The following is a 25,126-nucleotide window of genomic DNA, read 5'->3' as shown; positions in this document are numbered from 1 at the left end:
CCGAATGGACGGTCAGCAGTTCATACAGCGCGGTGAACCGTTTTTCCGTGGCCGTCGGCCAGTCGGTGCCGGTTGGTCCACCTTGCAGTCATCGGCCAGGCCTGTGACGACGTGGCCACGGCGATCGACCGGTCTCGCGAATGATCAGGATGTGCTCACGCCTCAGCGTGTGTTGCGCTTGTCGGGCAGCGGGCGGAGGTCTGTTGAGAGGACGGTCAGCTGGCGAGCTGGCTTCGCCAGTGGTGCAGCGGCTGGATGAGGCGGCGTCCGGCCTGGTGGTCGATGGCTTCGGCGAGGCCGTGCAGGAGGGAGGTGAGCATGGCGCGGGTCGTGGGGTCGTTCAGGCGCTCGCCCGGCTCGGCCTCGTGGTCCAGGCGGGTGTGGACTTCGGGGACGGCGACCTGGGGGCCGCCGACCACGTAGACGTTGAGCAGGGCGAACAGTTCACGCAGCTGGCTCTGGGCGCGGATGCCGCCGAAGATGCCGGGGGAAGCTGACAGGACTATCGCGGCGTGGCCGGGCAGGGTGCTCGCGCCGTAGGGGCGTGAAGCCCAGTCCAGGGCGTTCTTCAGGACACCGGGCATGGCGCCGTTGTATTCGGGGGTCGCCACGATGAGACCGTCGGCGTCGGCGATGGCCTGCCACATCCTGTGCACGGTGGCCGGCGGGTCGGCCTCAAGGTCTTCGTTGAAGTGGGGCAGTTCGCCCAGGCCCTTGAACAGCTCGATGTGCATGCCTTCGGGGGCGAGGGTCTGAAGGCCCTGGAGCATCTGGGTATTGAATGAGGCGGCTCGCAGAGAGCCGGAAATGGCCAGGACATGGCTCATGAAGGGTTACTCCGGGACAGATACGGGCGTGGCAGTGTCGCCGCGCCGACATGGACAAGCGGCATTGAGGGTGAGGGGCGGGACAAAGGCCGGCCCCGCCGGGCGGGGCTTCGGGGCGGGGCCGGTCAGACAGCTCGGTGGGTCAGCCGCGGAAGCTCTCGCGTTGGGCGAAGTCGGGGATCTCACCGGCCGCGAAGGCGTCCGTGTAGTGCAGGGGGCGGGCGGTGTCGATGTTCCACACGTAGATCGGCAGCCGGTCGCGGGCCACGGCCAGGCGTGCCTGGTTGGGACCGTGGTTCATCCCGCCGGGGGTGACGCTCATCAGCCCGGGGGGCGGGCCGACCCTGCGGCCGTCGGGGGTGCCGAGGGGGACGATCACCTCGTCGTAGTCGACGTTGCGGTGGTAGGGCTGCGCGCGCTCGGCGTCCTCGGCACTCTGCATCGGGCGCGGGGCCATGGTGACGATCCAGTTGTCGCCCGATTGGAACGTGGCGTGTGTCATCGGCGGCACATCCAGCCGCTCCGATGTCAACGGCCGGATGTCCGCCAGTCGGAGACGGAACGGGGCGAGGCTGCCGGTCCAGCCCTCGACGTCGGCGGGATCGAAGGCGTAGAAGATGGAGGACAGCTCCCCGTCGCGGGTGACGAGCACCTCCCACTCCCCGCTCGCGTCTGCTGGTGCCGGGACGTCCTCCCGGGCGTCGAGCCGGGGGACGTCCAGGACGCCTCGGTCGAAGGGCAGGAAGTGACCGAGCGGGCCGCGTTCGGGGAGCACGATCGGCTCCCGCGTCTGCACCACGTACGTCAGGTGCTCGACACCTTCGTCGGGTATGAGGCGGTAGTTGGTGCCCTTCGGGATGACCAGGTACTCCAGCGGTCCGTAGGTCAGGGTGCCGTAGTCGCACACTAGGGTGCCGCTGCCGGACTGGGTCAGCAGCAGCGTGTCGCCGTCGGCGTTGCGGAAGTAGTACGGCATCGCGGCGGACCGCTTGGACACCGAGATTTTGATGTCGTCGTTGAACATCAGCAGCGTCGGCAGTGCCCTGGGGTTGGACGCGTCAGCGGTCGCGAGGTCGGTGATCTGGATACCGCGTGGCCGGATCGGGCCTTCGACGCGCAGCCAGTTGGTGGTGGGGTGGGCGTGGTAGAGCTGGGAGACCTCTCCCTCGAAGCCGCGGCGTGCGTGATGTTCCTCGAAGGTGCCCTCCGGCACCGCCGAGTGGGCCTGACCGGATATCCGGCCCTGGACGTGCTTGGCGAACAAGAGACTCCTCCATGGGCGCGTACCGCGTCGCGCCAGTCGGTGAGTGTGTGAGGGTGCGGCGGGGCGGGCGGCAGCCCCGGTGCACCGTTCGCGGAGGCGGGGGTGCCGCCGTGCTTGTAGCCGGGTCAGTCCAGGGTGAGGACGAGCTTGCCGCGCTGGCCGCCGGTTTCCATCAGCTGGTGCGCTTCGGCAAGGTCCGCCAGCGCGAAGCAGCGGGCGATGGGCAGGTCCAAGTCGCCGCGGGCGGCGAGACCGGCGACCTGGGCCACAGTCTCGGCCGCGCGGGTGCCGAACATCATCGTGATGCCGTACTGCTTGGCCAGCGGTGGGCTGGCCAGCGTCACGATCCGGCCCTTGTCGCCGGTCACGGCGATCGAGACGGTGATCGCCTCCTCGGAGCCGGTCAGATCAAGGGAGGCATCCACCCCCTGCGGGGCCAGCTCCCGCACACGCTCCTCCAGGCCCTCGCCGTACGTCACAGGCGTACCACCGAGGGATCGCACGTAGTCGTGCTTGTCGTCACTGACGGTGCCGATCACCCGGGCGCCCCAGGCGCGGGCGAACTGGGCGGCAACCGAGCCGACCCCGCCGGCCGCACCGTGGATCAGCACGGTCTCGCCCGCTGCGACCTCCAGCATCCGCAGCGCGTTGTACGCCGCCTGACCGACCGCGCCGATGACCGCTGCCGTCTCCCAGGAGAGCTCCGCAGGCTTCAAGGTCAGGTTCTCGACGGGGACGACGACCTGCTCGGCGTAGGCCGCCAGATCGACGAACCCGATCACCTCATCCCCCACCGCGAAGCCCTCGACTCCGGCGCCGACCTGGTCGACCACCCCGGCGAACTCGTTGCCGAGCTGCTGCGGGAAAGAGATGTCGAAGACCGCGTCGAACTCCCCGCGCCGGACCTTCGCGTCGATCGGGTTCAGCCCCGCCGCCTTGACCCGCACCCGCACCTGACCCGGCCCGGCCTTCGGCTCAGGAAGATCAGCCACCCGGAGAACCTCCGGAGCGCCGTAGGAGTCCATCACCACTGCCTTCATGCCAGCCGCCGCCTTACCTTCGATTGAGTGAATCAGTACCGGAAACAGCCTTCGATCTGTGCCATCCGGCGTCCTTCTGGTGACCAAGTCAACGCCTACGGCTCACTCGCGTCCAACACTCCCGAGCTGATACATGACAGTCAAAGGCTGTTACCGTGGAAGGCGTGGACCTAGACCTGCGCCAGGTGCGCTACGCCGTCACCCTCTCCGAGGAACTGCACTTCGGCCGGGCGGCAGCGGCGCTGACCATCGCCCAGCAGACGCTTTCCTCGCAGATCAGCGCCCTGGAAAGCCGTGTCGGTATCCCCCTGTTCACCCGCGACCGCCGCCACGTGGCCCTCACCCCCGCAGGCGAAATCTTCGTCAAACGCGGCCGACGCCTGCTGGCCGACGCCCAGCGCCTGGTCGACGAGGTCGCCCGCACACAGGCACCGCTGCGCATCGACGTCCTCACCGAAGGGCTCACCCCTTCACTCATCACCCAGCACTTGCGCGGCGAGTCACCGTGCCTGCCCTTCGAGGTCTTCCAGAGCCAGGGCCTGGCCGCCGCCCTGCCCCGCCTGCTCGCCGGAGACCTCGACATCTCCTTCGGCCGCCCCCACGGACTCGGCCAGGACCTCCCGGCGCCCCTGGGCACCATGCCCGTCCGGCTGGAACCCATCGGCCTCGTCATGCCCACCGATCACCCCCTGGCAGCCCACGACGAGGTGACGCTCACCGCTCTCACCGACCACCCACTCCTCGTCCACACCGCCGAGGAAGCCGCAGAATGGCGCGACTGGATCGACGAAGCCATCAACGACTTCAACCTCCAGGCAGCACTGCGCGTACGCGGACACGGCCGCGCCGCCATCCACGCCACCGTCCTCGCCCGCGGCTACCCCGCCTTCGGCCTCACCACGGGAGACCTACCCCACGGCCTCACCGCTCGCCCCCTGATCAACCCCGTGCCGCTCTACCCATGGCACGCCGTGTGGAATACGCAAACAGCCACACCTACCGTCAACCGCGCCCTGGAGCTCGTCCACAACTACGCCCAAGACCACCACTGGCACCAGTTCCCCGACCGCACCTGGTGGCTCCCGGGCACCGACCGGACCGACCTGCCCAGACCCTCCTGACAACTCTCATGCCCGGCTCGTAACTCCCGCGTCGGCCGAGGTGTCCAATCGCACCTGCCGGAAGTTGCGGACCCTGTCCAGGGTCCGCAACTCGCCGTACGCGGGTTCCGGCACAAACGTCGGAATCCGCGCGGAGGTCACCCGCTGCGGCCAGTGGCCGGGCACTCTGTCGGCATACCTGAGCGGCGCGAACAGCCGAGCCGCCCAACTGCTACTGAGCGTGACAACTGCTCATGATCACGGGGAAGTACTCACGAAACTGCGGAACGACCCTCCAGCGCTACGCCTGGGCGGAGCCGATCACTGGAGTCCAGGCGTCGGCGGCGTCGTCCATGAGGCGGGCGGCGCGCAGGCTGTTCATGCCAACGGCGGCCGGCGCATCGTCCGGGATGACCTCGGGCTCGGGGAACGCGCGGCGGCTCAGTTCCCGCATCGCGGCGGTCTGCCGTTCCACCGCTTTTTGGCGATGGCCAGGTCCGCTTGACGCGGTCGCGCGGCTTGGCGGTGCGCTTCGAGGGCGCGGAGGTAGCCCTTGGGCGGGGTCCGTCGGTGTACCGGCGCCGAGTGCGCAGTCGGCTGCGGGTCCGGGTCGGCGGCCGCGGTTGCGGGGCTGGTCTTCGCCGGTGTGGGCGGCAGGACGTGCAGGGCGCGGACGTTCGCGTTCGGCGTCCGCTCGTTGACCACCGCGCTCTGCTTGGGCATGCTCCAGCGGAGCTTCGGGCCGTACGCGGGAGCGTCGAACCGGCTCTCGACACTGGAGCGGGTGGCCAGTCCGAGATGGTCAGCGACCTGCTGTCAGGAGGTCCCGCGCTTGCGGGGCAGCCCGGGTGAGGTCGCGCTCCAGGGTGCCCAGCGCCGCCCGGGCCTCGTCGAGCTGGGTGAGCGCGGTGAGGACATCGGCGGCCGGCACCTCCACCTGCTCCTGGTCGAGAAGAACCCCTTGCTCCGCAGACTCTGCCGGCTGCATGCATCCCTCGATCCGCTGGCGTGCCGCGGTCAGGCAGAGGGGCGTCCCGCCGGCACAGCTCCGCGATGTACGTCTCGAATTCCTGCCACGACAGGGCGTCGACCTGGGCCATGGACAACTCACGCGCCCGGGCCTCCTCCTGCGCCCGCCACGCGCGGTCCTGGCCGACCGTCAGGCGGTGCGCCCGCAGCAGCTGCCCAGCCGGCCCCGCCCACCACGGCTGCGGCGAGTACGACCACCAGGGACGGGCCACACCCTCGACCAGTTCCCGACGACCCACACCGCTACGGCCAGCGACAGCACCGCACCCCAGACCTGCAGTTTGCTGCGGGTCTGCTTCTTCAAGCGCCGACGCCGTCGACGCGCCGCCATCACTCCCCCGCTCCCCGGACCCGAGATCCGCAGTGTGCGCCGACGGGTGCCGTCCGACCCGTGCGCGTGCGGCGGGTCATCGACTGGCCTGGGTGACGCCGCTCGCAAGCTGTCTCAGGGTGTCGGCGATTTCCTGGCCGAGCGGGGTGGGAGCGAGGAGAACGCCCAGCGCCGGGATGATGACGGCAGCGGTCTTCTCCTCGCTCCCGCTGCGGGCCTGGGTGCGGCGCCGCAGCCGGAAGAAGACGATGACTGCGCGCAGCACGGCCACGTTGATAGTCAGCAACCGTCCACACATCCCCCAACGATCGGTGCAACAGACGGGGGCTGCAGGCGCCACCCCAGCGTTCTTGTGTAGCGGGGCGGATGCGGGACAAGGCGCTGCTGGCGTCGTCCCCAAACACGCGGGGGTAGTCCCGCCGCGCTGATGGCGTCGTTGAGCATCATTACGTCGTCTCCGCACGCGCGGGGGTTGTCCCCCTGGTCTGCCTGGCCGGCATCTCCGTTGGAGGGTCGTCCCGCGCCCGGCGGGTAGCACGTCTTGAAGGCCACGACCGTGACGCTGAGGCTGTCATAGGCTCCGCGTACGTTTTACCCGCGTCACCGGCACGATCGGCATGGCGCGTTATCGGCAGGACACGGGTCCCAACTACTCGAATTAAAAGGAGACCAAGGGTGGCATTTGATGTGGAGCAGGCCGTACGGGAAATTCCCGGGATAGAGGAGTTTCCGGGCCTCTCTTACGCGTGGCGCTGGTCGCCCATGTCCCGGTTCGTGTTCTCGCTGGCGATGAACGCGGAGGGGACGCGCGTCCATCAGGTGAACGCCCGGAACTCCTTCGACGAGGATCTGGCCCGGTCGGTGCTTACGTTCGCGCGTGAGCACCGTGCGGGGCTCGGGGAGGACCCCCGGCCCTTCGAGGTCGTTCCCGGGTTCTCCCACCCGGGGTACGACTTCGACGCCCTGGTGGCGATCCAGCCAGACATCCACGGCTACTACGTGGGTCGGAACGACGAGCTCAACGAGGTCGTGGTCGGGGTCTTCCCGGCGTACGTCCGCGAGTTCTCCGGGAACGAGACCCCGGAGGAGGCGCTCTTCCGCTTCAAGCGGATGTTGAACGCGGCGGACATGACCCGTGGGGCCATGCCGTTCCTCCGGATGAAGTTCGACAACACGCGGACCGGCGGAGGAAGCGAAGGCGACCTCCGTGGTTTCACTACCCCCGACGTGCTGCTCCGGGAGCTGGAGCTCCTGGAGGGCGCGCCCGGCAGCTTCGTGGAGTACGAGAACCGCCACGGGCGGGTCCAGCGGATCGAGTGGAACGGCTCGTGGACCGTCGACGGCGAGGCCCGGGAGCACGCGCCGGCCCACGCCGAGGTCCTGGAGACCCTGAACTGAACCCCGTCGCGTCCTGCTGAGAACGAGGGCCGTTTCGGTGAACCGGGTGGACGGCACCAGAGCGCCCTCGTCGAGTACATCGACGAGGGCGCTCTGGTGCCCGTGAACATCGGTGGCGACGGCGCCTACGGGTTCACGGTGCGCGGTGAGTCTGCTGAGCATGTTGTCGACGGAGCCGGAGTCGTCCCGCGCCCGCAGGGGTAGTCCGCAGAAGGCCGCCGACGACGCCCGCGCCGAGCTATCGTCCCCGCCCCCGCGGGGGTTGTCCCCCTGGTCTCCCTGGCTGGCATCTCCGTTGAGGGGTCGTCCCGCGCCCGGCGGGTAGCACGTCCTGAAGGCCACGACCGTGACGCTGAGGCTGTCATGAGCTCCGCGTACGTTCTACGCATGGTTGATCAGAGAGCCCCTTTGTCATCGGTATGCGATTTCGCGACCTGGGAGCCCGTACTGCGGTTCATGCTGGCCAGCGACACCGAGTGGCCTGCCGGTCGGCTAGCGCGTGTGGCGGGACGCATCAGCCAGTACGGCTGGAGCCTCGCCCATCGTGGATCGATGTCGCCGTCAGCGCGAATCGCGGTGGAGGACATTCAGCGGGCGCTCGCGCGGGGTGGAGTCAAGAAGGAGGTCGCGTTTCGGGCGGAGGTCCAGCCGGCCGGAAAGGTCACGCTCGGCCTTGTCTGGCCAAGTCCGGTCGTGGAACCGGCTGTCGGCTGCCCGGACCTGGGAGTGCTCATTCTGGTTGATGAAGCCCTTCCGGAGCCTTGGCTCCGCAGTCCCGCTGCGGTGCCTGGGGCGATACCGGCACCTTCGGCGGATCTGAGGTTGCTGGAGCGGACGCTCCGCGAACGGCTGCCCGACGCCGTGGGCGCGGCTGAAGAGGAGATCGCTGCCGCCGAAGCACGCCTCGGTGTCACGTTGTCCGACGAACTCAAGGTGCTTTACCGGGTGACACGGGTGGACTACGAAGACGACTTCGAGGAGGCCGATCGCGCCGGTGAAGCGGTCGGCTGCGAGCTCTCCGGTCTGGACTACCTCTATGCCATCAACGGACCGCTCCGTCACCACGGATGGGATATGGACGCGAAGCGCGCGGTCAGTACGGCACCCGACGCCGCGGTGCAGGGCCTGGCCGGCTCAACGGGCTGGATCGGCTTCGGCAGCAACGGAGGTGACGAGTTCGCCGTCGACCTGACTCCTGGCCCGGGCGGACACTTCGGGCAGATCATCCCCTGGTCGATCACGAGAAGAGCCTCGGTGCCATCCTTGTGGCCGACTCCCTCACCGACTTCGTTCTCGGCCGACTGCGCGAGGAACGCCGTGACCTCCGCGAAGATCAGCTCTCTGCCGTAGCCAGGGTTGGCACCGGTCATCTTGAGACCATCCAGGACGCCGCTCACCCCGCCCTGGAAGTCCTGTCCCTCGACGCCTGGGACGGCCCACCGTTCAGCCTCGCGCCAGTCGCCGAACTCCCCCGCCTGCGCACTCTCACCGCCTCGCCCGGCACCCTGGCCAACCCCATGGAGATCGCCGGTCTCACCGGACTGGAATCCCTGGAACTCGGCGCCCACGAATGGCGCGTCCTCCTCGACGCCGGAGCCGTCCCGCGCACCCTGAAGGCCGCAGCCGTCACGGTTCGGGAACAGGACCACCTGCCCGTCGTTGCCATCGCCAACGAGATCCTGTCCCTCTGGGACCGGCATCAAATCGTACAAACGCGCATCGAGGGAAACCTCGACGCTCCGACACAACCGGCGTGACGCCGCCGTAGCGGTGACAATGCCACCGACTTGCCGCTGCGACCGCCCGACCCTGCCGAATGAAAGATGGCCGCACCGCCAGCATCAGTGCAGGCCAAGAGGCGTTGTCCCCGCGCCCGCGGGGGTAGTCCAAACCGGGGTCGGCCTTGGCTTTGTTCACGAGTTTCGGACAGCGGATGTACGCGGCTTTGAGCAGCACGCCGACTTGGCGGTGTTCGATGTTCACGAGTACCGACAGCACACTCCCGGGGCTGGAGGCGCGCTGAGGATCCCCTTGGCCGGCGACGTGGCCGGGCGCCATCCGCCGAGGAGAATCGCTGCATGCGGATTCTGATCATCACTGCCGGTTCACGTGGGGATGTCGCGCCTTTCACGGGCCTGGGGCGGCGCTTGCGGGACGCCGGCCATCAGGTCGCCGTGGCCGCTCACGCGTCCTTCACCGCACTCATCGACGGGTGTGGTCTCGACTACCGGCCTGTGCCGGGAGACCCGCAGGGGCTGATCCGGGACTGGTCCCTGGCGGCGTCGCGGGAGGAGGCCCAGGCGCTGACGAGGGCGTACGCGGACGGGCTCGCCGACGGGGTAGCGGAAGCCGTGGCGGGCGGGGCCGACCTGCTGCTCACGGCCTCCGGCCCGGCGCCGCTCGGCAGGACGGCCGGCGAAGCGCTCGGCATCCCTGTCATCGGCACGTACCTCGTACCGACTTTCGCCACCGGAGCATTCGCGCTGCCCAACGCACGCAGCACCGTCGGCGGCCCGGGGCCGGAGGGCAACCTCGCCGCAGGTCGGGACGTGGTGAGGCGCGCTGAAGGGGTCTTCGCGGGCGCCGTGACCCGGCTGCGCGCCCACCTCGGGCTGCCCGGCGCCGGCGCGTCATCGTCATCGTCATCGGGGGACATCCGGCCGGTCTTCCACGGCTTCAGCCCGCTGGTGGTGCCGCGCCCCGGGGACTGGCCGTCGTGGGCGGAAGTATCGGGCTACTGGTGGCCCGCGCGGCCGGACGGGTGGCAACCCCCGGCCGAACTGGTCGACTTCCTCGAGGCCGGTCCGCCGCCGGTGTTCATCGGGTTCGGCAGCATGGCGCCAGGGCAGGGGGAACGGCTCAGTGAGCTGGTGGCTGCGGCTGTACGGCGGGCGGGGGTGCGTGCGGTGGTGCAGGCGGGGTGGGCCGAACTGAGTGGCTGGGGCGACGACGTCCTGGCCATCGGCGACGTCCCGCACGACTGGCTGTTCCCTCGTACCGCCGCTGTCGTCCATCACGCCGGGGCGGGTACGACCGGAGCCGGACTGCGGGCCGGAGTGCCCGCTGTGGCCGTTCCCGTCATGGCCGACCAGCCGTTCTGGGCGTCTCGGTTGTACGAGCTGGGGGTCGCCCCCCGGCCTGTGCCGTTCCAGGACCTGTCCGCCGAAGCTCTCAGGGACGCGATCACGGTCTGCCTGTCCGAGCCGGCCCACCGACGCCGCGCGACCGAACTCGCCCACCGCATCGCAGCAGAGGACGGCGCCGCCGCGGTGCTCAGCCACATCGGCGCAGAGGGCGCCGGGTGAATCCGAGGAATGCTCCACCCCCATGCTGCGGTGCCAGACCGTCCGATGCACTCCGCCGTATCCGGTGCTGCCGAAACTCGCGAACAACTCGAACGCCACCGTCCCCCCAACGCCTCCCAAAGTCGTGAACAAACGCTGCCCGAAGTCATGAACAAAGCCACGGTCTCGAAGAACTCCTCCAAGGGTCGTCCCCGCACGCGAGGCGCGGTGGTCCCCGTGCCCACGGGGAAACGCCGCCCCACGCGTGGTCTTGGCCGACCGCCAGGCGGTGCGCCCGCAGCAGCCCCCGAAGAGGGACCACGCCAGTGAGCCGTTTCCACTGGAAACGGCACAGCGCCACGTTGACCCGGCGGCGCAGTGGCGGGTACCTCAGCCCCACAGTTTGCGGGTGAACTCCTGCGCCCACTCCACCCGCTCGTAGTGCGGATCGTGGGGCGTGCAGCCGCCATCTTCCGTACGTCCCGTGCATGGAGGCGGAGGGCCTCGGAGAGCGGCTCGTCTACCCGGCCCGCACCACCGCACCACCCCCACCCGCCCCGATGTCACACATCGCACCGCCCACCCGTCATCCCTGAGGAACGGCCACACACCCACCCTCCGGGAGAGACACCATGCCCACCCCCATCACCATCGTCGGCGGCGGCTTCGCCGGGCTCACCGCCGCCATCACCGCCGCCGAAGCCGGCGCCCGGGTCACCCTGTACGAGGCGCACCGCACCCTCGGTGGACGGGCCCGCACCGCCGAGGGCCCGTACCGCACGAACGAAGGCCCCCACGCGCTCTACCACCGCGGCCCGCACTGGTCCTGGCTGGCGCAGCGCGGCCTGCTCGGGCCCATGGCCGCCGTGCCGCCGCGCGAAAGCGCCCGGTTCCGCTTCCACCTGGACGGCGAGCTGCGCCGCACGCCGCCCCTCGGCATGCTCCGCCTGGCGCGCCGCAGGCCCGAACAGGCCCCGGTCGACGTGGACTTCGCCACCTGGTCGCAGCGCCTGGCCGGCGGCCCCGCCGGCCGCGCCGCCGCGCACTTCGCGGCCGTCGCGCTGTTCCACCACGACCCCGGCTCGCTCTCCGCCCGCTTCGTGCAGGAGCGGCTGCGCCGGGCCACCGCGCTGCCGCCCGAGGCGCACTACCCGCGAGGCGGCTGGGGTGGGGTCATCGACCGGATGGCCGCCCGCGCCCGGGACCTCGGCGTACGCGTCGAGACCTCCGCCCGTGTGGATGCGCTGCCCGACCGTGACGGCCCGGTCGTCGTCGCCACGTCCCTGGACGCCGCCCGCCGCCTCCTCGGGGACCCGGCGCTCACCTGGCCCAGCGGGCGCACCGTCCTGCTCGACCTGGCGCTCCGGTCGCACCGCGGCGACCCGTTCGTGATCTCCGACCTGGACGCACCCGGCTGGCTGGAACGGTTCACCGCCCAGGGCCCCTCCCTCGCCCCGGCCGGGCAGACCCTCCTCCAGGGCCAGTTCCCGATCGCGCCACAGCAGTCCAAGGCGGACGGTGTCGCCCACGCGGAACGGCTGCTCGACAAGGGCTTCCCCGGCTGGCGCGAGCGCACCCTCTGGCGCCGCGAGGCCGTCGCCAACGGCCGTACGGGAGCGGTCGACCTCCCGGGCACCACGTGGCGCGACCGCCCGGCGATCGACCGGGGCGACGGGGTCCTCCTCGCGGGCGACCAGGTCTCGGCGCCCGGCGTGCTGACCGAGGTGTCGTTCACCAGCGCGATCGGTGCGGCCTCCCTCGCCCTGCGGGCCGCCCGCGTCACCCCGTCCCGTACGCCCGCGCCTTGACCTCACGCGGACTTGAGACTGAAGGCTCTTTCCGTACGGCGCGGAGCCGCGACACCGCGACGCCGCCGCACGCGCCCCACTCAGCAAGGGAGAGCCACCAGGCGCGCCATCCGCCTGCACGCCTTCGGTCCCGCCGAGAACCTCGCCTACGAGGAGGTGCCGGGTACGACCGACGCCGGCGCGCGTAGCGGGCGGCGCTCTCCGGGCCCCAGCCGGTGTCCCACAGCGGTCGGCGTGCCCTGATGCCGTCGCCGCGCCGGATGTCCTGGCCCTCGTCCCGCAGCCCCTGGTTGATTCCGGGAAGCGAGGGCACCAGGCGAAGGGACGCCGGTGCACGATGCGAGCCGTCAGCGAGCGACTCGCGGGGAAACCCCGTCCGAGGGGTGTCGCGCCCGGTTGCCCAGTACCTGAGCCTGACGGAACAGACCGGCCGCGCCCGCCAAGAGCCAAGGGGTGGCCAAGGTCCGTGCGGAACGTGCGGGACGGCGCCGCGCCCCGCCCGCAGACGAGCCGGGCGCGGTCCCGGACGCAGGACGCGGTGCCCTCCAGGCCAGCGGCCAGGCACCGGTTGGTCTCCTCGAGGACCAGCTCGGCGAGCGCCCGGGCTTTGTGGTCCTCGGGGAACTGGGCGGCCGCGCGGCGTACGTCGCCGGCCACCGCCCGGGCGGCTCCGGCCAGCAGCAGGGCGAGCTGCTGATGGTCCGCCGTCTACAGGCCGGGCTCGCCTGTCCACGCGACACGGCCTTGACCAGGCGCTGGCTCTTAGGCAGCGAGCAGCGTCTCCACCGTCGAGTTCGGATTCCACTCGGGGTCCAGGCCGGTCAGCCGCTCAGCGACCCGGCGCCAGGCCGTCGGGTCCGTGCCGAGTTGGGCGCGCACGAGGTCCGCGAGGAGAGTCCGGCCCTCGGCGGCCTGGGGCGGGGCGTCCGTGCGGCGGGCGGCGGCGCCCAGGTAGGCGAGCAGGCGCGCGGCCGGGGCGGCAAGGCGCACCAGGTCTCCGCCGTCGAGCAGCCCCGCCGTGAGCTGCCCATGCAGCTGGGTGGTCGGCGCGCCGTGGAACTGGCCGCCGAGACCGTGCCGGGCCCGCTCCCGGGTGAGCTGCGCGCTGCCGGGCAGGCCGTCGGGGCCCGGTTCGGGCAGCAACGGCGCATGCCGCAGTTTCAGGTCCTCGGGGACGCCGTCCAGGTGGACGATGTCCTGCCAGTACGGGAGCGGTTCTTGGGCGTGGGCGGCTTCGAGAGCGGCCCATTCCACAGGCTCGCCCGGCGCGCGGGACTCGACAAGGTCGCGTACGTGCGCGGCGTGCCGGGCGCGCCGCAGCTTCCCAACGAGCTTCTCCGGTGCCAGTTCGCGTCCAGCCGGGCGCGCAGGACGGCGGCGGGGTCGGCGGACGCCAGGGCCTTCACGCATACGGTGGTGGCGGAGCGTCCCAGTGCGTTGCTCCCCGCGAGCCGCGCCAGCCGGTCGGCGCCGCCATGCTCGAGCAGGCGCAGGCAGCCGAGTAGTTGTTGCCCGAGGCCGAGCCGCGAGCCCTCCCTTTCGAGCAGCTCCTGCACGAGGTCGGGTTCCGCGGAGCACAGCCACATCAGACCGCCGGCCGGCCGCGCGGAATGTCCGGCACGCCAGTCGGCGAGCACTCGGGCGCCCAGGGACGGCCCTCCGGCGTCGGGCCGTGACCGGGTCACGATCCGGTGGACGACGGGCCAGGGGTTCCCGTGCCGCAGCAGGGCGAGGTCGACCTCGGGGTCGTCGAGCTCGACGAGCCGCTCCACCGCGCCGCTGCGCTCCATCCAACGCGACTGGGCGGCGAGGACGCGCAGCGCGTCGTGGTCGCGGTCGGTGAGCAGTCGGTCCAGGACGGTGCGGGGTGTGCGGTCGTGGCGCAGCAGGTACGCGGCGAGCAGCCAGGGTCCGTCGGGGCCGAGTCGGGGCAGTACGGCGTCGACCACCTCGGAGTCGGCGAGGCAGAGCAGGGTGCCCTCCGGCCAGGCCCAAAGATGGTCGCCGTGCTCCAGCAGCTTGATGGCCTCGTCGTGCGTGGCCGGCCTGGTCCTGCCGATGGATGTTCCCGGGCGGACTGCAGGGCTCGCCCCCGATTGCGCGCGCTGCAGCAACTGCGCCCAGGTCAGGTCCTCCGAGGCGGCTTCGGACGCCGTGACGGTCGCGGCCAAGCGGAGCCAAGCGTCGGGGTCGGTGCCGATTTCGGCGCGCAGCCGACGGGCGAGTGCGGCCCGCCACGCTTCGGCGAACGCGAGCCGCCGCCAGTCGTGCGGCAGCAGGAGCAGGCGCCGGGCGGGCAGCAGGGCGAGCAGCTCGTCGGCGGGCAGGACGCCCTGGACGTAGGCGCGCTCGATGTGCTGCGCGCCCGATCCGTACGTCGCGGGCAGTCGTGCACGCAGTTGCGCGAGGCTGGGCGCCTCATACGCGACGCCGTCCCGGGAGGCGGGGATGCCGCGGGCGGCGCAGGCGAGGGCGAACCAGCGAGGGGTTGCAAGGCCGGGCGCGGTCGCCGGCTCGTACAGGGTCAGTGCGCGCAGCACCTCGGGATCCTTGGGTCGGGGCGCACCGTCCGGGGCGAGGGAGTAGAGCAGGTCGAGCGCGGCCAGAGCGTCCATGCGCTCGAGCCGGTGCAGAGGCCGTCGGGATGGGGGCTCCGAGGCCGGTGGTACGGGCTCGGCCGCCGGCCGGGGCCCGGCGGCGCCCTCGGCCGTTGGTTCGTCCCGGGCCGGCGTATCAGGCTCGATCGGTGATTCGGGCGCGGCAGCCTCGTCCGCGACCTTCCCTGCCGCGGCGATCAGCTCCGCGACCGTTCCCCTGTGGTGGGGCAGCAGGACGTCGAGCCCGGCCCAGGCTCGCTGCCGCTCCGCCAGATGCGTCTGCGTCAATGCCCTCAACTGGGCGACCGCCGCCGTGCTCAGCACGTCCCGTTCCGCGAGGCGGGCAACGCGGCCAGGGCGTAGGCGGAAGGGCGCGCGGTGCCGATCAGCTCGATCGAATCGAGGTACCGCGCCACCGCCATGCCCTCCGCCCAGACGGCGGCGCTGTCGTCGAGTTCCTCCTCGGCGAGGCGCCGCTCGGGCGGGGTGGTGTTCCCGGCGCGACGGCCCGCGGCCCTCCACGGCTCGTTGAGGACGCTCAGCCGGAACGCTTCGCGCTGTGCATCGCTCGCCGCCTCGTGCCGGGCCAGCTCCTCGCAGGCCTTGGGCATGAACGGAGTCGCGGCATGCGCCTCGGCGAGGGCGTCGAGATCGTGGGCGTACGGCTCGGACAGGAGGTGACGCAGGGTGCTGGTGCCCCGGGCGGTGGCGAGCAGCGCGGGCAGTCGGGCAGGGTCCTCGTACGGCTCGCACCGCGCGCGCAGCCGGCGCGACCCGTCGCCGTCCGGGGCGGCAAGGGCCTGGGTGACCGTGTCCACGGTCGCCCGGCTGAGCCAGGCGGCTGCGGCGTGGTCGTCGAGCAGGGCGCGTACGGTGTCCGGGCCGGTGCGCTCCCAGATGGTCAGCAGGGCATACTGCTGGGCCACTGGGCGCACGCCGCACCGCAGCGCCGACACCACGAGCTGCGGGTCGCCCGAGCCGAGCAGCGGGGCGAGCCAGGTGCGCGGGACCTGGCCGTGCGGCGCCGTCAGCTCGGCGCGCAGAGCGTTGTCGAGCGAAACAGTGTCGAGCCGGTCCACGATGGCGCGGCGCAGGGACTGCGTGGTGCGCGGGTTGCGGTAGACCGCTGCGGCGACCTGGGTGTCGCCGACCGCGACCAGCCGAGCCAGGACCCGGGTGTCGAGCCGGGGATGGCGGGCCAGGGCCGCCCGGGTGCGCGTGTCGCCGTGCTCGACGACGGCGGCGACGAGGGTGGGCGCCGGGTGAGTGCCGCCGGCCAGTAGCTCCATCGTCACCGGTTCGGGCAGGGCAGCGAACGCGGACGCGGCGTGACGCGGCTCCGCGTGCTCGAGGAGCAGGCCGAGCGTGCGGTGGACACTGCGGGGCGCGGGCGGCCGGAGCGTGTCGTCGGACTTCGGCGGCACCGGCGGCGCGGCGAGCAGTTCAGGCAGGCTGCCGCGGTACGCGACGAGTGCGTCGTGCAGCCCCCGCCAGCGGCCCCCGTCCACACCGAGGTGACGCTCCGCCAACTGCTTGAGGTAGGCGGACGCCTCGTTGTCGACTCCACCCGCCAGGGCGACCCTGGCAGCCACCGAGCGTGCGGGCCGCGCCCGCTCCACCACGGGCAGCGCCGCACCCCTCCACGGACCCGCGTCCTCCGCGTCCTGACCGGCCCCGGCCATCTCGCGCAGCAGCCGCCCAGCCGCCCCCACCTGCGTCATGGTCGCCATGCTAGACACGGCCACCGAGGTGCGGACCAGGCGGGCCCCGGCGGCCCTCACCGTCGTGGCGAGCGCTGCGGTGGAGGTCCGTACCGCCAGGGCGGAGGTCCCCGCGACACGCCCTCCGTCCCGCCGAGACCAACCACACCGCTGACGGCAACGGCGCGCCGGCCGGCCAGTAGGACCGGTCAGCGACGGGCCCCGCGCTCCCCACGATCACGCCGTCGTACGCAGTGCAGCAGGCGGCTGCCCGCTGCTGGCGGCGAGCGCCTCGGCGTACTCGGTGCCGACGAGGCGGACATCGGCGCCGTAGTCGCGGAGGCGGGCCGCCTTCACGGGCGGGACGGTGGTGGGGAGGAACACGGTGGCGCGCACGCCCTGCTGCCGGGCTGCCCACGCGCAGGCCAGGCCGGCGTTGCGGCCCGAGGCGATGGTGATCCCGGCATCGGGCAGGGTGCCCGCGTCGCGGTGGGCCTGGATGAAGTTCTGGGCGCCGCGGGCCTTGAAGCTACCGGTGTGCTGCATGAACTCCAGGGCCAACCACACCTCGCAGGGTTCCTGAGGGCGGTCGTCCAAGGGGTCGCGGTGGCCGGTGCGGATCGCATCGCGGTCGAGGGGGGGCGAGGGTGACGGGGCGGATGCGCCCGGAGATCCGGTCGGCGGCGGTCGCCGTAGGTGAGCTGGTGCACGAGGTTGCTCCCGCGGTGAGGGGTTACGACCAGGCGATGAGCTGGCCGGTGGTGGTCAGGCCCAGGAAGAACGCGAATGCGACGCGGCGCCCGGTCGGGTTGGGCTCGACCGCGTGGAAGTTCGCCGGGTTGAACAGCAGCCCGTCACCGAGCTCGGGGGCGAGGCTGATGTGCTGGCTGTGCTCGACCGTCTCGGGCCGGTACCCGTACGCCTCCCGGTGCCGCTCGTCGGCCGGCTCCCAGCGGTGGCGCCACACCGTGGTCGCCCCGCCGGTGGCCGGGACGGTCACCCAGACGTTGAACGCCAGCTGCGCCACGATCTCCTGGTCGAACAGGCCGGCGGGGAATTCCCGGTTGATGTCGTCGTAGTGGACCAGGGCCCCGGCGTTGATCTCGCGGAGCGTTCCGCCGAAGACGGCCCGGCCGCCGATGGTGGCCGTGGTGACGGCGGCACCCCAGGCGGAGCCGATCCGGGCCAGGGAGACGGTGATGGGGTCCGGGCGCATTCCGGCGCGCTGCCAGGCGGCCGGGCGGCCTCGACGTCGCGCCAGTACCGCGCGGCATCCAGTCGGCCGTCGTCCTGGCGGTAGTCGTTGAGGGCCGGGCCGAAACGGACGATCGGGGTCACGCTCGGCCTGCTCCTGGGCGGCCTCGCGGCGGGCCTGCTCGCGCCGCCGCACGACATCCTCCACCTCGATGGCGGCGCCTGCTCACGCAGCCGCTCCTCGAGGACCTGGCGCCGCTCGCCGTCACTCAGGCCGGGCAGCTCCCGGTCGGCCTCGGCCGCGATCTTCGCGCGCCGGGACCGGCGGACGTGGATCACATTGCCGCAGTTCTCGCACTCAGCCCCCATGTCCAGCCGGATCCCGGCGTCGCAGCGCCGGTCCGAGCACGCCTGACGCTGCACCAGACCCCGCCGGATCAGCCACGGGTACGGCTTGTCGACCAGGGCCTCGCCGCCGGTCTCCTTCAGCCGGTCGGTGAGCCGGTCGGCCAGCAGCCGCGGCGCGCCACCCGGCAGCGCCAGCAGCCCCTCCAGGCGGGCCGGCTCCTCCTTCACGGCCGCCCAGACAGTCAAGGCCGGTCGGGTGTTCGATTATCCTCCGGGGGTTTTGGAACTATTCCTTCAGTCAGTCAGGGACGGAAGGTGCGGCGGTAGGTGTCGGGTGGAACGCCGACGCTGCGGTGGAAGTGGCGGCGCAAGGTGGTGGCGGTGCCCATGCCGGTGGCTGCGGCGATGGCGTCCACGGTGGCGTCGGTGGTCTCCAGCAGTTCCTGGGCATGACGAATGCGCTGGGTGTGGAGCCATTGCAGTGGCGTGGTGCCGGTGAGGTGCTTGAAGTGGCGGCCGAGGTGGCGTGAGCTCATGCGGGCCTGGCGGGCCAGGTCCTCCACGGTCAGCGGCTGGTCCAGCCGCTCCAGCGCCCAGGGCAAGAGCTCGCCCAGGGGGTGGCTGCCTGGGGCGGGCAGGGGGGTGGCGATGAACTGGGCCTGGCCGCCGTCACGGTGGGGTGGGATGACCAGGCGTCGGGCGATCTTGTTGGCGTTGGCCGAGCCGTGGTCGAGGCGGACCAGGTGCAGGCACAGGTCCATGGCGGCGGCCTTGCCCGCGGAGGTGAGGACGTCGCCGTCGTCGACGTAGAGGACGTCCGGATCGACGGTGGCCGCCGGGTGACGCCGGGCCAGTTCCCGCGTGTGGGCCCAGTGTGTGGTGGCGCGCCTGCCGTCGAGCAGTCCTGCCGCGCCTAGGACGAAGGCGCCCGTGCACAGTGAGGCCACGCGGGCACCGGCCGCGTGGGCCGCACGCACCGCCTCGACCAGCTCGGCGGGCGGGTCGCGGTCGGGGTCGGCCCAGCCAGGGACGATCACTGTGTCCGCGTCCGCGAGGTGGTCGAGTCCATGGTCGGGTTCCAGACTGAAGCGGTCGACGTGCACCCGACGGCTCCCACAGAGGGAGAAGTCGTACCAAGGGTCCACGATGTGGGTGAGGTCGGATCCGAAGACCTCGACGGCCACGGACAGTTCGTAGTGGAGCATGCCGTCGGTGACAGCCAGTGCAACAGCGGGCATGTCTGAAACTGTACGCCGCATGTCGTTTCCGACGCTCGCGCGGGGTGCTGCCGGACGGACAGGATGTGGGTGTCAGGCCGCAGCGGATGGACCTCGCAGCGGGCGTTCGAGTGCAGGGAGCAGTCTCATGGGGTCACGTCAGCTGGTGACGGTGTTCGGCGCATACGGTCACACCGGGCGGTTCGTGGTCGCGGAACTGGCCGCGCGTGGGTTCGTCCCGGTGCTGTCCGGGCGCAATGCGCAGGCCTTGGAGGAGCTGGCCCACGAGCACGGGCTGGAGGCCCGGGTGGCGTCGGTCGACGACCCGGCCTCGCTGGACTGGGCCCTGGCGGGAACGGCGGCGGTCATCAACTGCGCCGGCCCTTTCGCATCGACCATCGGCCCCGTGATCGAGGCCGCGCTCCGCGCGAAGATCCCCTACCTGGACGTGGCCGCCGAGCTTGAGGCCAACCTCGACACCTTCGCCCACTACCGCGAGCGGGCCCGGGACGCGGGAGCGGTGATCGTCCCGGCCATGGCCTTCTTCGGCGGCCTCGGCGACCTACTGACCACCGCGGCGATGGGCGACTGGACCGAGGCCGACGAGGCACACATCGCCTATGCGCTCAGCAACTGGCACCCCACCGCCGGTACCCGGCTCTCGGGCGCGGTCTCCCGCGAGCGACGCGGCGACCGCCGTCTGCGCTACAGCGGCGGGCAGTGGGAGCACCGCACCGACGCCGCGCCCACCCTGGAGTGGACCTTCCCGGAACCGATGGGACCCCGGCCGGTGATCGGAGAGTTCACGATGGCGGACGTCGTCACCGTCCCCCAGCACCTCTTCATCCCCAACGTGACCACCTACATGACCGTCGAGGCGGCCCGAGACGTCGCCGCACCCCACACGCCGGCCCCGACCGCCACCGACGAGGGCGGGCGCTCGAACCAGACCTTCCTCGTTGACGTCGTCGTCCGCTCCGGCGGAGCCGAACGCCGGGCTACGGCCAGCGGCCAGGACATCTACGCCGTCACCGCGCCCCTCGTCACCGAGGCCCTCGAGCGCGTCCTGACCGGCCGCACCAAGACCGTCGGCGTCGTCTCCGCCGGCGAGATCTTCGACGCCCCCGACTTCCTGCACGCGCTCGACCCGCACATCACACTCGACCTGCATCCGCAGAAGCAGAACGCCTGACCCAATCCATCCGCCCGGCCGTCGGGGCGCGCGCCCTCAGCGAGCCGTGACGACATGGGCATCGGCGTCCTCGTTCGATTCCCTCGCCTTCACGGGTGGTACCCGAAGTCCTGAACAAACGCTGCCCGAACTCGTGAACAAAGCCGGTGCCACCTTCCTGGTGCGTGGCGAGGGCGCGGCGGTAGCCGTCCGACGGATCGGGGCGCGGTGCCCGTACCGCGGGCGTAGTCGGCTGCGGGTTCGAGACCGCGGCCGCCATGGAGGGACCGGTCTTCCCGGCGGCGGGCGGCAGGACGTGCAGCGTGCACACGCTCACATCGGGCACCTCGGCGTTGGCCGCTTCGATCAGCTTGGACGCGATCCAGCACAGCTTCGTTCCGTACGCCGGGGCGTCGGGGGCGACGTCCAGGCGGCCGGTGTCTCCAGGTTGACCCGCCGGAAGGCCGGATCCAGCCGCCGGCAGACACGCTCGACCGCTTCACCAAGCTGGTCCATGTCGGACAGGAACGACAGCCGCTTCACCCTCGGCAGGTCCGACATCCGCTGTACATCCGGCTCGTCCACGAGCAGAACCGAGTAGCCAGGCAGGAACTGAACGTCCCCGATCACCGCAAACCCCGATGTCAACCGCGCGTCGTCCCCGCACACGCAGGGTAACCCTTCCCTCCCCAACGGCTTGGGCCTGACCTTCGGTTCCGGGTGGTCTCCGCGCACCCGGGGGCAGTCCCCCTCGGCATAGTGGCGATCGGCCGGCACACGTCGTTCCCCGTCCCTGCATCCGCAGGGGTAGTCCGATCGTCTGGTTGATCCGGTTTTGGAGCGGGATGTTGTCCCCGGCACCCCCGCGGGGGTTGTCCCGCTCGGAACGAGCCGCTCGATCCGCCGCTTTCGTGATCCGTGGGCACGCGGGGGTAGTCCGACAAGGTCGTCGGGGTACGGCTCGGCTTGGTGGTGGTCCCTCGTACGCCGAGGTGGTCCGTACGAGGCGATGGCGGCCGCGGGCGCGCAGCCGTCGTCCCCGCGCCCGCGGGAGTAGCCCCCCCTCGACACGCTCGCCCATGGTTTGGTGACCGTCGTCCCCGCAGTCGCTCGCACCTGCGTGCCGTTCGGGTCGACGCTGCTCGGCAAGGTCCTCGGCGGCTGCGCCGCTGCCCAGTGCCCGGACTCCTCCGCCTCGGCGAGGCCCTGCGCGACGGTCGTGGACGCGCGGACATCGACGCGCGTGCCGGGGCGGCCGCCCTCCCCAATCCGAGAACCGATGCCCTGCGTGGCCTGGTCCTGCGTCAACAACCGCTCAGGTGGGCGCGCACACTCGATCGCCACTACGCTGCCCACGCCACCCTGGGCCGGTTCCGAGCAGACCGACCGTCCCCGACGGCGTACCCCAGGGGATCAGGAACCGCACAAGCCCGTACCCGCGCAGACGGATCCGGCACCTCTGAGGCTCATCGACCGCGCTCCCGACGGCGCGCGACGGCCAGAGGGCACAACGGCACGATAGGGCCGGACAGCGGCACTCCCATGGTGGCGGCGACGAAGACCCCGGCCCCTACGACGACGTCCCGGCGTCCGCCTGCCCTGGCTTGAGGTTCCTCTTGGCAGCGCTTCCGGGCAGCAGATCCGCCGTCAGCGCGACCGGCACGACGCGGCTGCGGGCTCCTTCCGACCCGTACATCAGGGTCCTGCCGTCGAGGGTGAACGTGACGGACTCCCCCTGCCGCTGCAGCGGTACGGCGGGCCAGCCGATCTCGCTGGGCCGGCCGTCGCGCCAGCGGTAAGCGCGGGCCTCGAAGTAGCTGCGGACGACGAGCCGGGTGCCGTCGGGTGAGAAGGCGCCGTCGGTGGCCCAGACGTTGATGTCGGCGACGCGCTTGAAGGTGTTCACGCCGGAGGCCGAAAGGACGGCAGGCGACTCGTAGAGGGCGCCCTTGCCGGACCTCTTCTTGCTGATGATGTAGGCGCGCCCGCTCCTGGGGTGAACCACCAGCGATTCGGCGTCGCGGGGCCCGTCCTCGTAACGGACGGTGTAACGGGTGGCGGTGACGATGGCGTCCTTGAGCCTCTTGGGCTCGGGAAGGCGGTGGACCCACACCTCTGACCGGGCGCCGAGGTTGTCACCGATATCGCCAAGGTAGAGGTGGCCGTCGGGCCCGAGCGAGACGGCCTCGGCGTCGCGCGCGTCGACTCCGTTGAGGGTGAGGGTGGCGACCGTCCGCCCGGTCCGGCTGTCGACGGCGTACACGTGGGCACCGTCGCCGCTGTCGTTGTGTGTCCAGTAGACACCCGGATGCAACCGGCTGGCCGCGAGCCCGCTGGACTCCTTGATGCGGGGGTCCTCGATGGTGAACGCGGACGGCGCGCGTACCTCGGCGGCAGCGGGGTCGGCCGTGGCCGTGACGGCGCACACAGCGGCAGTGAACGTGGCGGTCACGTATCGGTTGATCATGCCCGGTGAACGACCGGGCGGCGGCCGTGTCACGCTGGGCCGCCGCGGCTCCGGCCGGCCTGCGGCGCCTGCAGGGAGTGGGCCAGCCGACTGGTACCGCAACCGCCGGAAGAAGTCAGGCAGACATGACAGTGCGGCGCGGTCAGGTACCCACAGCAGCCGTACGACGACCGCGCGGAGCAGCAAGTCCTCCTCCAATGAGGGCGGGCTGCCGCTCCCCCCGCGAGAGGAGCAGCTCTCGGGGCCATGTCACAAGCGGCTCGCTGGGGATGCCCGGCTCTCCCGGCTGACGGGCAGAGCGGCACGCAAACGGGGGTACCGTCCGCACGCCGTGCCGAAAACGAGGACAGGCGCCGGCGATGTCGAGGACCGCTGCTCCTCTGAGGTGGCAACGTGCCGCATGAGGCCGCCGAGCGGGTGGTGCGAACGCCCGGACGGCCGTTCGGCCCTGGCAGAGCGATTGCACTTGTCCCCAGGGTGTCAAGAGTTTCTGGCGGCGCATGCCAGTAGCCGGGGACAGAAGGAATGGACGATGTGCACGGGAAAAGCGGTGAGCAGAAGGAGGGCGGCGATCGTCGCGACGCTGCTGCTGATGGGAGGGCTGACCGGGCAGCCGGCAGGGGCGGAGGCCGCTCCCCCGCAGCCGGAGACCGCCTCATCGGTGATCACGACGTGGGCCAGAAGGGTGAGCGAGACCGTGTCCCCGGACGGGCGTGCTTCTGACACACCGGTGTGGCGCACGTATGTGTCACTGGCCATGTACAACGCAGTGGTGGGCATCGAGGGCCGCTATGCCCCGTACCGGTGGCGAGCACGCGCTCCGCACGGTGCGTCGGCCGAGGCAGCGGCCGCGACGGCGGCGTACGAGGTGCTGCGGACCGGCTTCCCGCAATCGGGGCCGGCGTTGCGGACCGCGTGGAAGGCTTCCCTGGCAAGGGTCCCGGACGGACCGGCCGAACAGGCGGGAGTAGCCTTCGGCAAGCGGGCGGCACAGCACATCATGGCGCTGCGCACAGAGGACGGGCGAGGCGCCTTCGTACCGTTCCCGCCCTCAACGGCGCCCGGTTTGTGGCGGCCGACGCCACCCGACCACGAGGGCTTCACGACGGCGTGGATCGGCCGGTTGCGCCCGTTTCTCCTGGACAAGCCCAGCCGGTTCCGCCCTGGACCTCCCCCCGAGCCGGCCTCGGCCCCGTACGCGCGGGACCTGGCGGAGGTGCAGGCGTACGGTGGGAAGGTCGGTTCACGCCGCAGCGCTCGGCAGACGGAGACAGCGCTGTTCGCGGACCGCATGGACATCCAGCAGGCGCTGGCCGACCACGCCACCCGGCACGCGTTCGACCTCGCCGAAACGGCCCGGCTGTACGCCGCTGCCAACACCGTGATGATGGACGCGAGGATTGTCGCCTGGGACGCCAAGCTGCACTACGCCTCCTGGCGGCCTATCACCGCTATTCGTGAGGCGCACACGGACGGTAACCCGGCGACCCAGCCGGATCCGGCATGGGAGCCCCTGCTCCCTACGCCGGCGCACCCCGACTACCTCAGCGGCCACGCCACTTGGGCGGGAGCCCTGATGCGGACGCTGGAAGTGCTGTTCGACTCCTCCCGCGTCGATCTCAACATCAAGTCGGTCACCACCGGTACCACCCGACACTACGCAAACTCCGCCGACTTTCTCCGCGACGTCGTCGACGCGCGTGTATGGTCCGGGATCCACACCAGGACCGCAGACGTCGTCGGCAGCACCACGGGTAAGCGGGTTGCGGAGTGGGCACTGAGGTGGAACTTCCTGGACACGCACAAGTGATAGCGGGTGAGACCGTTCCCGTACGCGCCGTCATCCCTCATCCAGGTCACCGTCAACGATAGGGCACTTGTACAACGTGCCTGCCCTGGAAGACGTCGATGACGGCCTCTTGGCGGCTCCGGGAGCCACGAGGGGTGCGCATGAAAGTGCCGTGCATCCTCCAACGGTGCGCACCTGGTGCGTCTTTGAACCGGCAGCCGCCAGCTGCAGTCCCCTTCAAACGGCCAGATTGATCATTTCACCGTTGCACTTCTGCCAGCGTTGTGAATCGACAAGGGTGGCATCCCAAGGACAATTGGTGCTGGGTGCGGGATGAGGAAATCGCTGCTCCACGTTGACGTCAGGCTCTTGGCGATTGAGCGCGCTCCGGCCACCGGGCGAACCGCATCCTCGTTCGGCATGCCTCCTGCGTGACCGGAGCGGGTGTGGGGCGCGGGACCCTCGGGTCTGCAAGTGGGTAGGCCGGGGTCGACCCGGCTCGCGGCCGTCACGCCGTACGGCCGTGCCCGTGCACCGCTTCGGCTTCGCCGTGCGGCCGGCG

20 protein-coding genes and 2 pseudogenes are annotated in these 25,126 nt (G+C 71.3%); 8 read left to right on the top strand and 14 right to left on the bottom strand.

From position 1 onward, the window contains the following. Window positions 1-215: 215 nt before the first annotated feature. From ABZX67_RS12525 to ABZX67_RS12515, 3 genes are all read right to left on the bottom strand, one after another. The gene (locus ABZX67_RS12525; RefSeq protein WP_355358019.1) at window positions 216-827 is read right to left on the bottom strand and encodes an NADPH-dependent FMN reductase; all 612 of its coding nucleotides are present in this window, start codon (window positions 825-827) and stop codon (window positions 216-218) included. Window positions 828-969: 142 nt separating this feature from the next. Continuing rightward, window positions 970-2,091, bottom strand: coding sequence for a homogentisate 1,2-dioxygenase (locus ABZX67_RS12520; RefSeq protein ID WP_355358016.1), 1,122 nt, complete (start codon window positions 2,089-2,091; stop codon window positions 970-972). Window positions 2,092-2,216: 125 nt separating this feature from the next. Further along, on the bottom strand, window positions 2,217-3,083 hold the full coding sequence (locus ABZX67_RS12515; protein WP_355358013.1) for an NADP-dependent oxidoreductase: 867 nt from the start codon (window positions 3,081-3,083) through the stop codon (window positions 2,217-2,219). A 212-nt stretch (window positions 3,084-3,295) separates the two neighbouring features. Here ABZX67_RS12515 and ABZX67_RS12510 point away from each other — a divergent pair, with 212 nt between their 5' ends. Beyond that, window positions 3,296-4,252: a LysR family transcriptional regulator gene (locus tag ABZX67_RS12510; RefSeq protein WP_355358010.1), complete on the top strand. Its 957-nt coding sequence runs from the start codon at window positions 3,296-3,298 to the stop codon at window positions 4,250-4,252. A gap of 280 nt (window positions 4,253-4,532) precedes the next feature. On the opposite strand, the gene ABZX67_RS12505 is transcribed toward ABZX67_RS12510, so the two are convergent. The 3 genes from ABZX67_RS12505 to ABZX67_RS12495 all read right to left on the bottom strand — a co-directional run bounded on the left by ABZX67_RS12505 (window position 4,533) and on the right by ABZX67_RS12495 (window position 5,877). Next, on the bottom strand, window positions 4,533-4,706 hold the full coding sequence (locus ABZX67_RS12505; RefSeq protein ID WP_355358007.1) for a hypothetical protein: 174 nt from the start codon (window positions 4,704-4,706) through the stop codon (window positions 4,533-4,535). 327 nt (window positions 4,707-5,033) lie between these two features. Then, on the bottom strand, window positions 5,034-5,219 hold the full coding sequence (locus tag ABZX67_RS12500) for a hypothetical protein (RefSeq protein WP_355358004.1): 186 nt from the start codon (window positions 5,217-5,219) through the stop codon (window positions 5,034-5,036). A gap of 448 nt (window positions 5,220-5,667) precedes the next feature. Continuing rightward, window positions 5,668-5,877, bottom strand: coding sequence for a hypothetical protein (locus ABZX67_RS12495; protein ID WP_355358001.1), 210 nt, complete (start codon window positions 5,875-5,877; stop codon window positions 5,668-5,670). A 389-nt stretch (window positions 5,878-6,266) separates the two neighbouring features. Between ABZX67_RS12495 and ABZX67_RS12490 the strand changes: the two genes are divergently transcribed. The 5 genes from ABZX67_RS12490 to ABZX67_RS12470 all read left to right on the top strand — a co-directional run bounded on the left by ABZX67_RS12490 (window position 6,267) and on the right by ABZX67_RS12470 (window position 12,081). After that, window positions 6,267-6,989 (top strand): hypothetical protein, encoded by a 723-nt coding sequence (locus ABZX67_RS12490; protein WP_355357998.1) that lies wholly within the window; start codon window positions 6,267-6,269, stop codon window positions 6,987-6,989. A gap of 501 nt (window positions 6,990-7,490) precedes the next feature. Continuing rightward, on the top strand, window positions 7,491-8,339 hold the full coding sequence (locus tag ABZX67_RS12485; RefSeq protein ID WP_355357995.1) for an SMI1/KNR4 family protein: 849 nt from the start codon (window positions 7,491-7,493) through the stop codon (window positions 8,337-8,339). Next, window positions 8,255-8,746, top strand: coding sequence for an SMI1/KNR4 family protein (locus tag ABZX67_RS12480; RefSeq protein WP_355357992.1), 492 nt, complete (start codon window positions 8,255-8,257; stop codon window positions 8,744-8,746). The genes ABZX67_RS12485 and ABZX67_RS12480 overlap by 85 nt, the downstream gene beginning before the upstream one ends. A 321-nt stretch (window positions 8,747-9,067) precedes the next feature. After that, window positions 9,068-10,294 (top strand): glycosyltransferase, encoded by a 1,227-nt coding sequence (locus ABZX67_RS12475; protein WP_355357989.1) that lies wholly within the window; start codon window positions 9,068-9,070, stop codon window positions 10,292-10,294. Window positions 10,295-10,905: 611 nt separating this feature from the next. Beyond that, window positions 10,906-12,081, top strand: a complete 1,176-nt coding sequence (locus tag ABZX67_RS12470) for an FAD-dependent oxidoreductase (RefSeq protein WP_355357986.1) — start codon at window positions 10,906-10,908, stop codon at window positions 12,079-12,081. Window positions 12,082-12,843: 762 nt separating this feature from the next. Here ABZX67_RS12470 and ABZX67_RS12465 read toward each other — a convergent pair. The 6 genes and pseudogenes from ABZX67_RS12465 to ABZX67_RS12440 all read right to left on the bottom strand — a co-directional run bounded on the left by ABZX67_RS12465 (window position 12,844) and on the right by ABZX67_RS12440 (window position 19,158). Next, a complete protein-coding gene (locus ABZX67_RS12465) occupies window positions 12,844-13,224 on the bottom strand; it encodes a hypothetical protein (protein ID WP_355357983.1) in 381 nt (126 codons plus the stop codon). Window positions 13,225-13,241: 17 nt separating this feature from the next. Then, window positions 13,242-15,002 carry a hypothetical protein gene (locus ABZX67_RS12460; protein WP_355357980.1) on the bottom strand — a complete coding sequence of 587 codons (1,761 nt, stop codon included), beginning with the start codon at window positions 15,000-15,002 and terminating at the stop codon, window positions 13,242-13,244. Continuing rightward, the gene (locus ABZX67_RS12455) at window positions 14,996-16,399 is read right to left on the bottom strand and encodes a hypothetical protein (RefSeq protein WP_355357977.1); all 1,404 of its coding nucleotides are present in this window, start codon (window positions 16,397-16,399) and stop codon (window positions 14,996-14,998) included. The genes ABZX67_RS12460 and ABZX67_RS12455 overlap by 7 nt, the downstream gene beginning before the upstream one ends. A gap of 261 nt (window positions 16,400-16,660) precedes the next feature. Next, a pseudogene (locus ABZX67_RS12450) lies at window positions 16,661-17,051 on the bottom strand (pyridoxal-phosphate dependent enzyme); the annotation flags it as partial. A gap of 60 nt (window positions 17,052-17,111) precedes the next feature. After that, window positions 17,112-17,594 carry a hypothetical protein gene (locus tag ABZX67_RS12445; protein ID WP_355357974.1) on the bottom strand — a complete coding sequence of 161 codons (483 nt, stop codon included), beginning with the start codon at window positions 17,592-17,594 and terminating at the stop codon, window positions 17,112-17,114. A 628-nt stretch (window positions 17,595-18,222) separates the two neighbouring features. After that, window positions 18,223-19,158, bottom strand: coding sequence for a helix-turn-helix domain-containing protein (locus ABZX67_RS12440; RefSeq protein ID WP_355357971.1), 936 nt, complete (start codon window positions 19,156-19,158; stop codon window positions 18,223-18,225). Window positions 19,159-19,285: 127 nt separating this feature from the next. On the opposite strand from ABZX67_RS12440, the gene ABZX67_RS12435 reads away from it, so the two are divergent. After that, window positions 19,286-20,329 carry a saccharopine dehydrogenase NADP-binding domain-containing protein gene (locus ABZX67_RS12435; protein ID WP_355357968.1) on the top strand — a complete coding sequence of 348 codons (1,044 nt, stop codon included), beginning with the start codon at window positions 19,286-19,288 and terminating at the stop codon, window positions 20,327-20,329. A 420-nt stretch (window positions 20,330-20,749) separates the two neighbouring features. Here ABZX67_RS12435 and ABZX67_RS12430 read toward each other — a convergent pair. Together ABZX67_RS12430 and ABZX67_RS12425 are read right to left on the bottom strand one after the other, a co-directional pair. Further along, a pseudogene (locus tag ABZX67_RS12430) lies at window positions 20,750-21,001 on the bottom strand (hypothetical protein); the annotation flags it as partial. An 877-nt stretch (window positions 21,002-21,878) separates the two neighbouring features. Then, window positions 21,879-22,736 (bottom strand): hypothetical protein, encoded by an 858-nt coding sequence (locus tag ABZX67_RS12425; protein ID WP_355358133.1) that lies wholly within the window; start codon window positions 22,734-22,736, stop codon window positions 21,879-21,881. Window positions 22,737-23,325: 589 nt separating this feature from the next. Between ABZX67_RS12425 and ABZX67_RS12420 the strand changes: the two genes are divergently transcribed. Beyond that, window positions 23,326-24,585, top strand: coding sequence for a vanadium-dependent haloperoxidase (locus tag ABZX67_RS12420; protein ID WP_355357965.1), 1,260 nt, complete (start codon window positions 23,326-23,328; stop codon window positions 24,583-24,585). Window positions 24,586-25,126 lie beyond the last annotated feature (541 nt).

This window comes from Streptomyces sp. NPDC003036 (assembly GCF_040611175.1).
GTDB lineage: Bacteria > Actinomycetota > Actinomycetes > Streptomycetales > Streptomycetaceae > Streptomyces.
Note: the sequence above shows the minus strand (reverse complement) of the source record. Positions and strands in the feature narration are given on the sequence as shown.

Excerpts from the sequence above, each read along its gene's own strand:
- ABZX67_RS12440 (WP_355357971.1), bottom strand. The coding sequence starts at position 19,158 with ATGCCCGCTGTTGCACTGGCTGTCACCGACGGCATGCTCCACTACGAA.
- ABZX67_RS12445 (WP_355357974.1), bottom strand. The coding sequence starts at position 17,594 with ATGCGCCCGGACCCCATCACCGTCTCCCTGGCCCGGATCGGCTCCGCC.
- ABZX67_RS12475 (WP_355357989.1), top strand. The coding sequence starts at position 9,068 with ATGCGGATTCTGATCATCACTGCCGGTTCACGTGGGGATGTCGCGCCT.
- ABZX67_RS12435 (WP_355357968.1), top strand. The coding sequence starts at position 19,286 with ATGGGGTCACGTCAGCTGGTGACGGTGTTCGGCGCATACGGTCACACC.
- ABZX67_RS12470 (WP_355357986.1), top strand. The coding sequence starts at position 10,906 with ATGCCCACCCCCATCACCATCGTCGGCGGCGGCTTCGCCGGGCTCACC.
- ABZX67_RS12525 (WP_355358019.1), bottom strand. The coding sequence starts at position 827 with ATGAGCCATGTCCTGGCCATTTCCGGCTCTCTGCGAGCCGCCTCATTC.
- ABZX67_RS12455 (WP_355357977.1), bottom strand. The coding sequence starts at position 16,399 with ATGACGCAGGTGGGGGCGGCTGGGCGGCTGCTGCGCGAGATGGCCGGG.
- ABZX67_RS12500 (WP_355358004.1), bottom strand. The coding sequence starts at position 5,219 with ATGCAGCCGGCAGAGTCTGCGGAGCAAGGGGTTCTTCTCGACCAGGAG.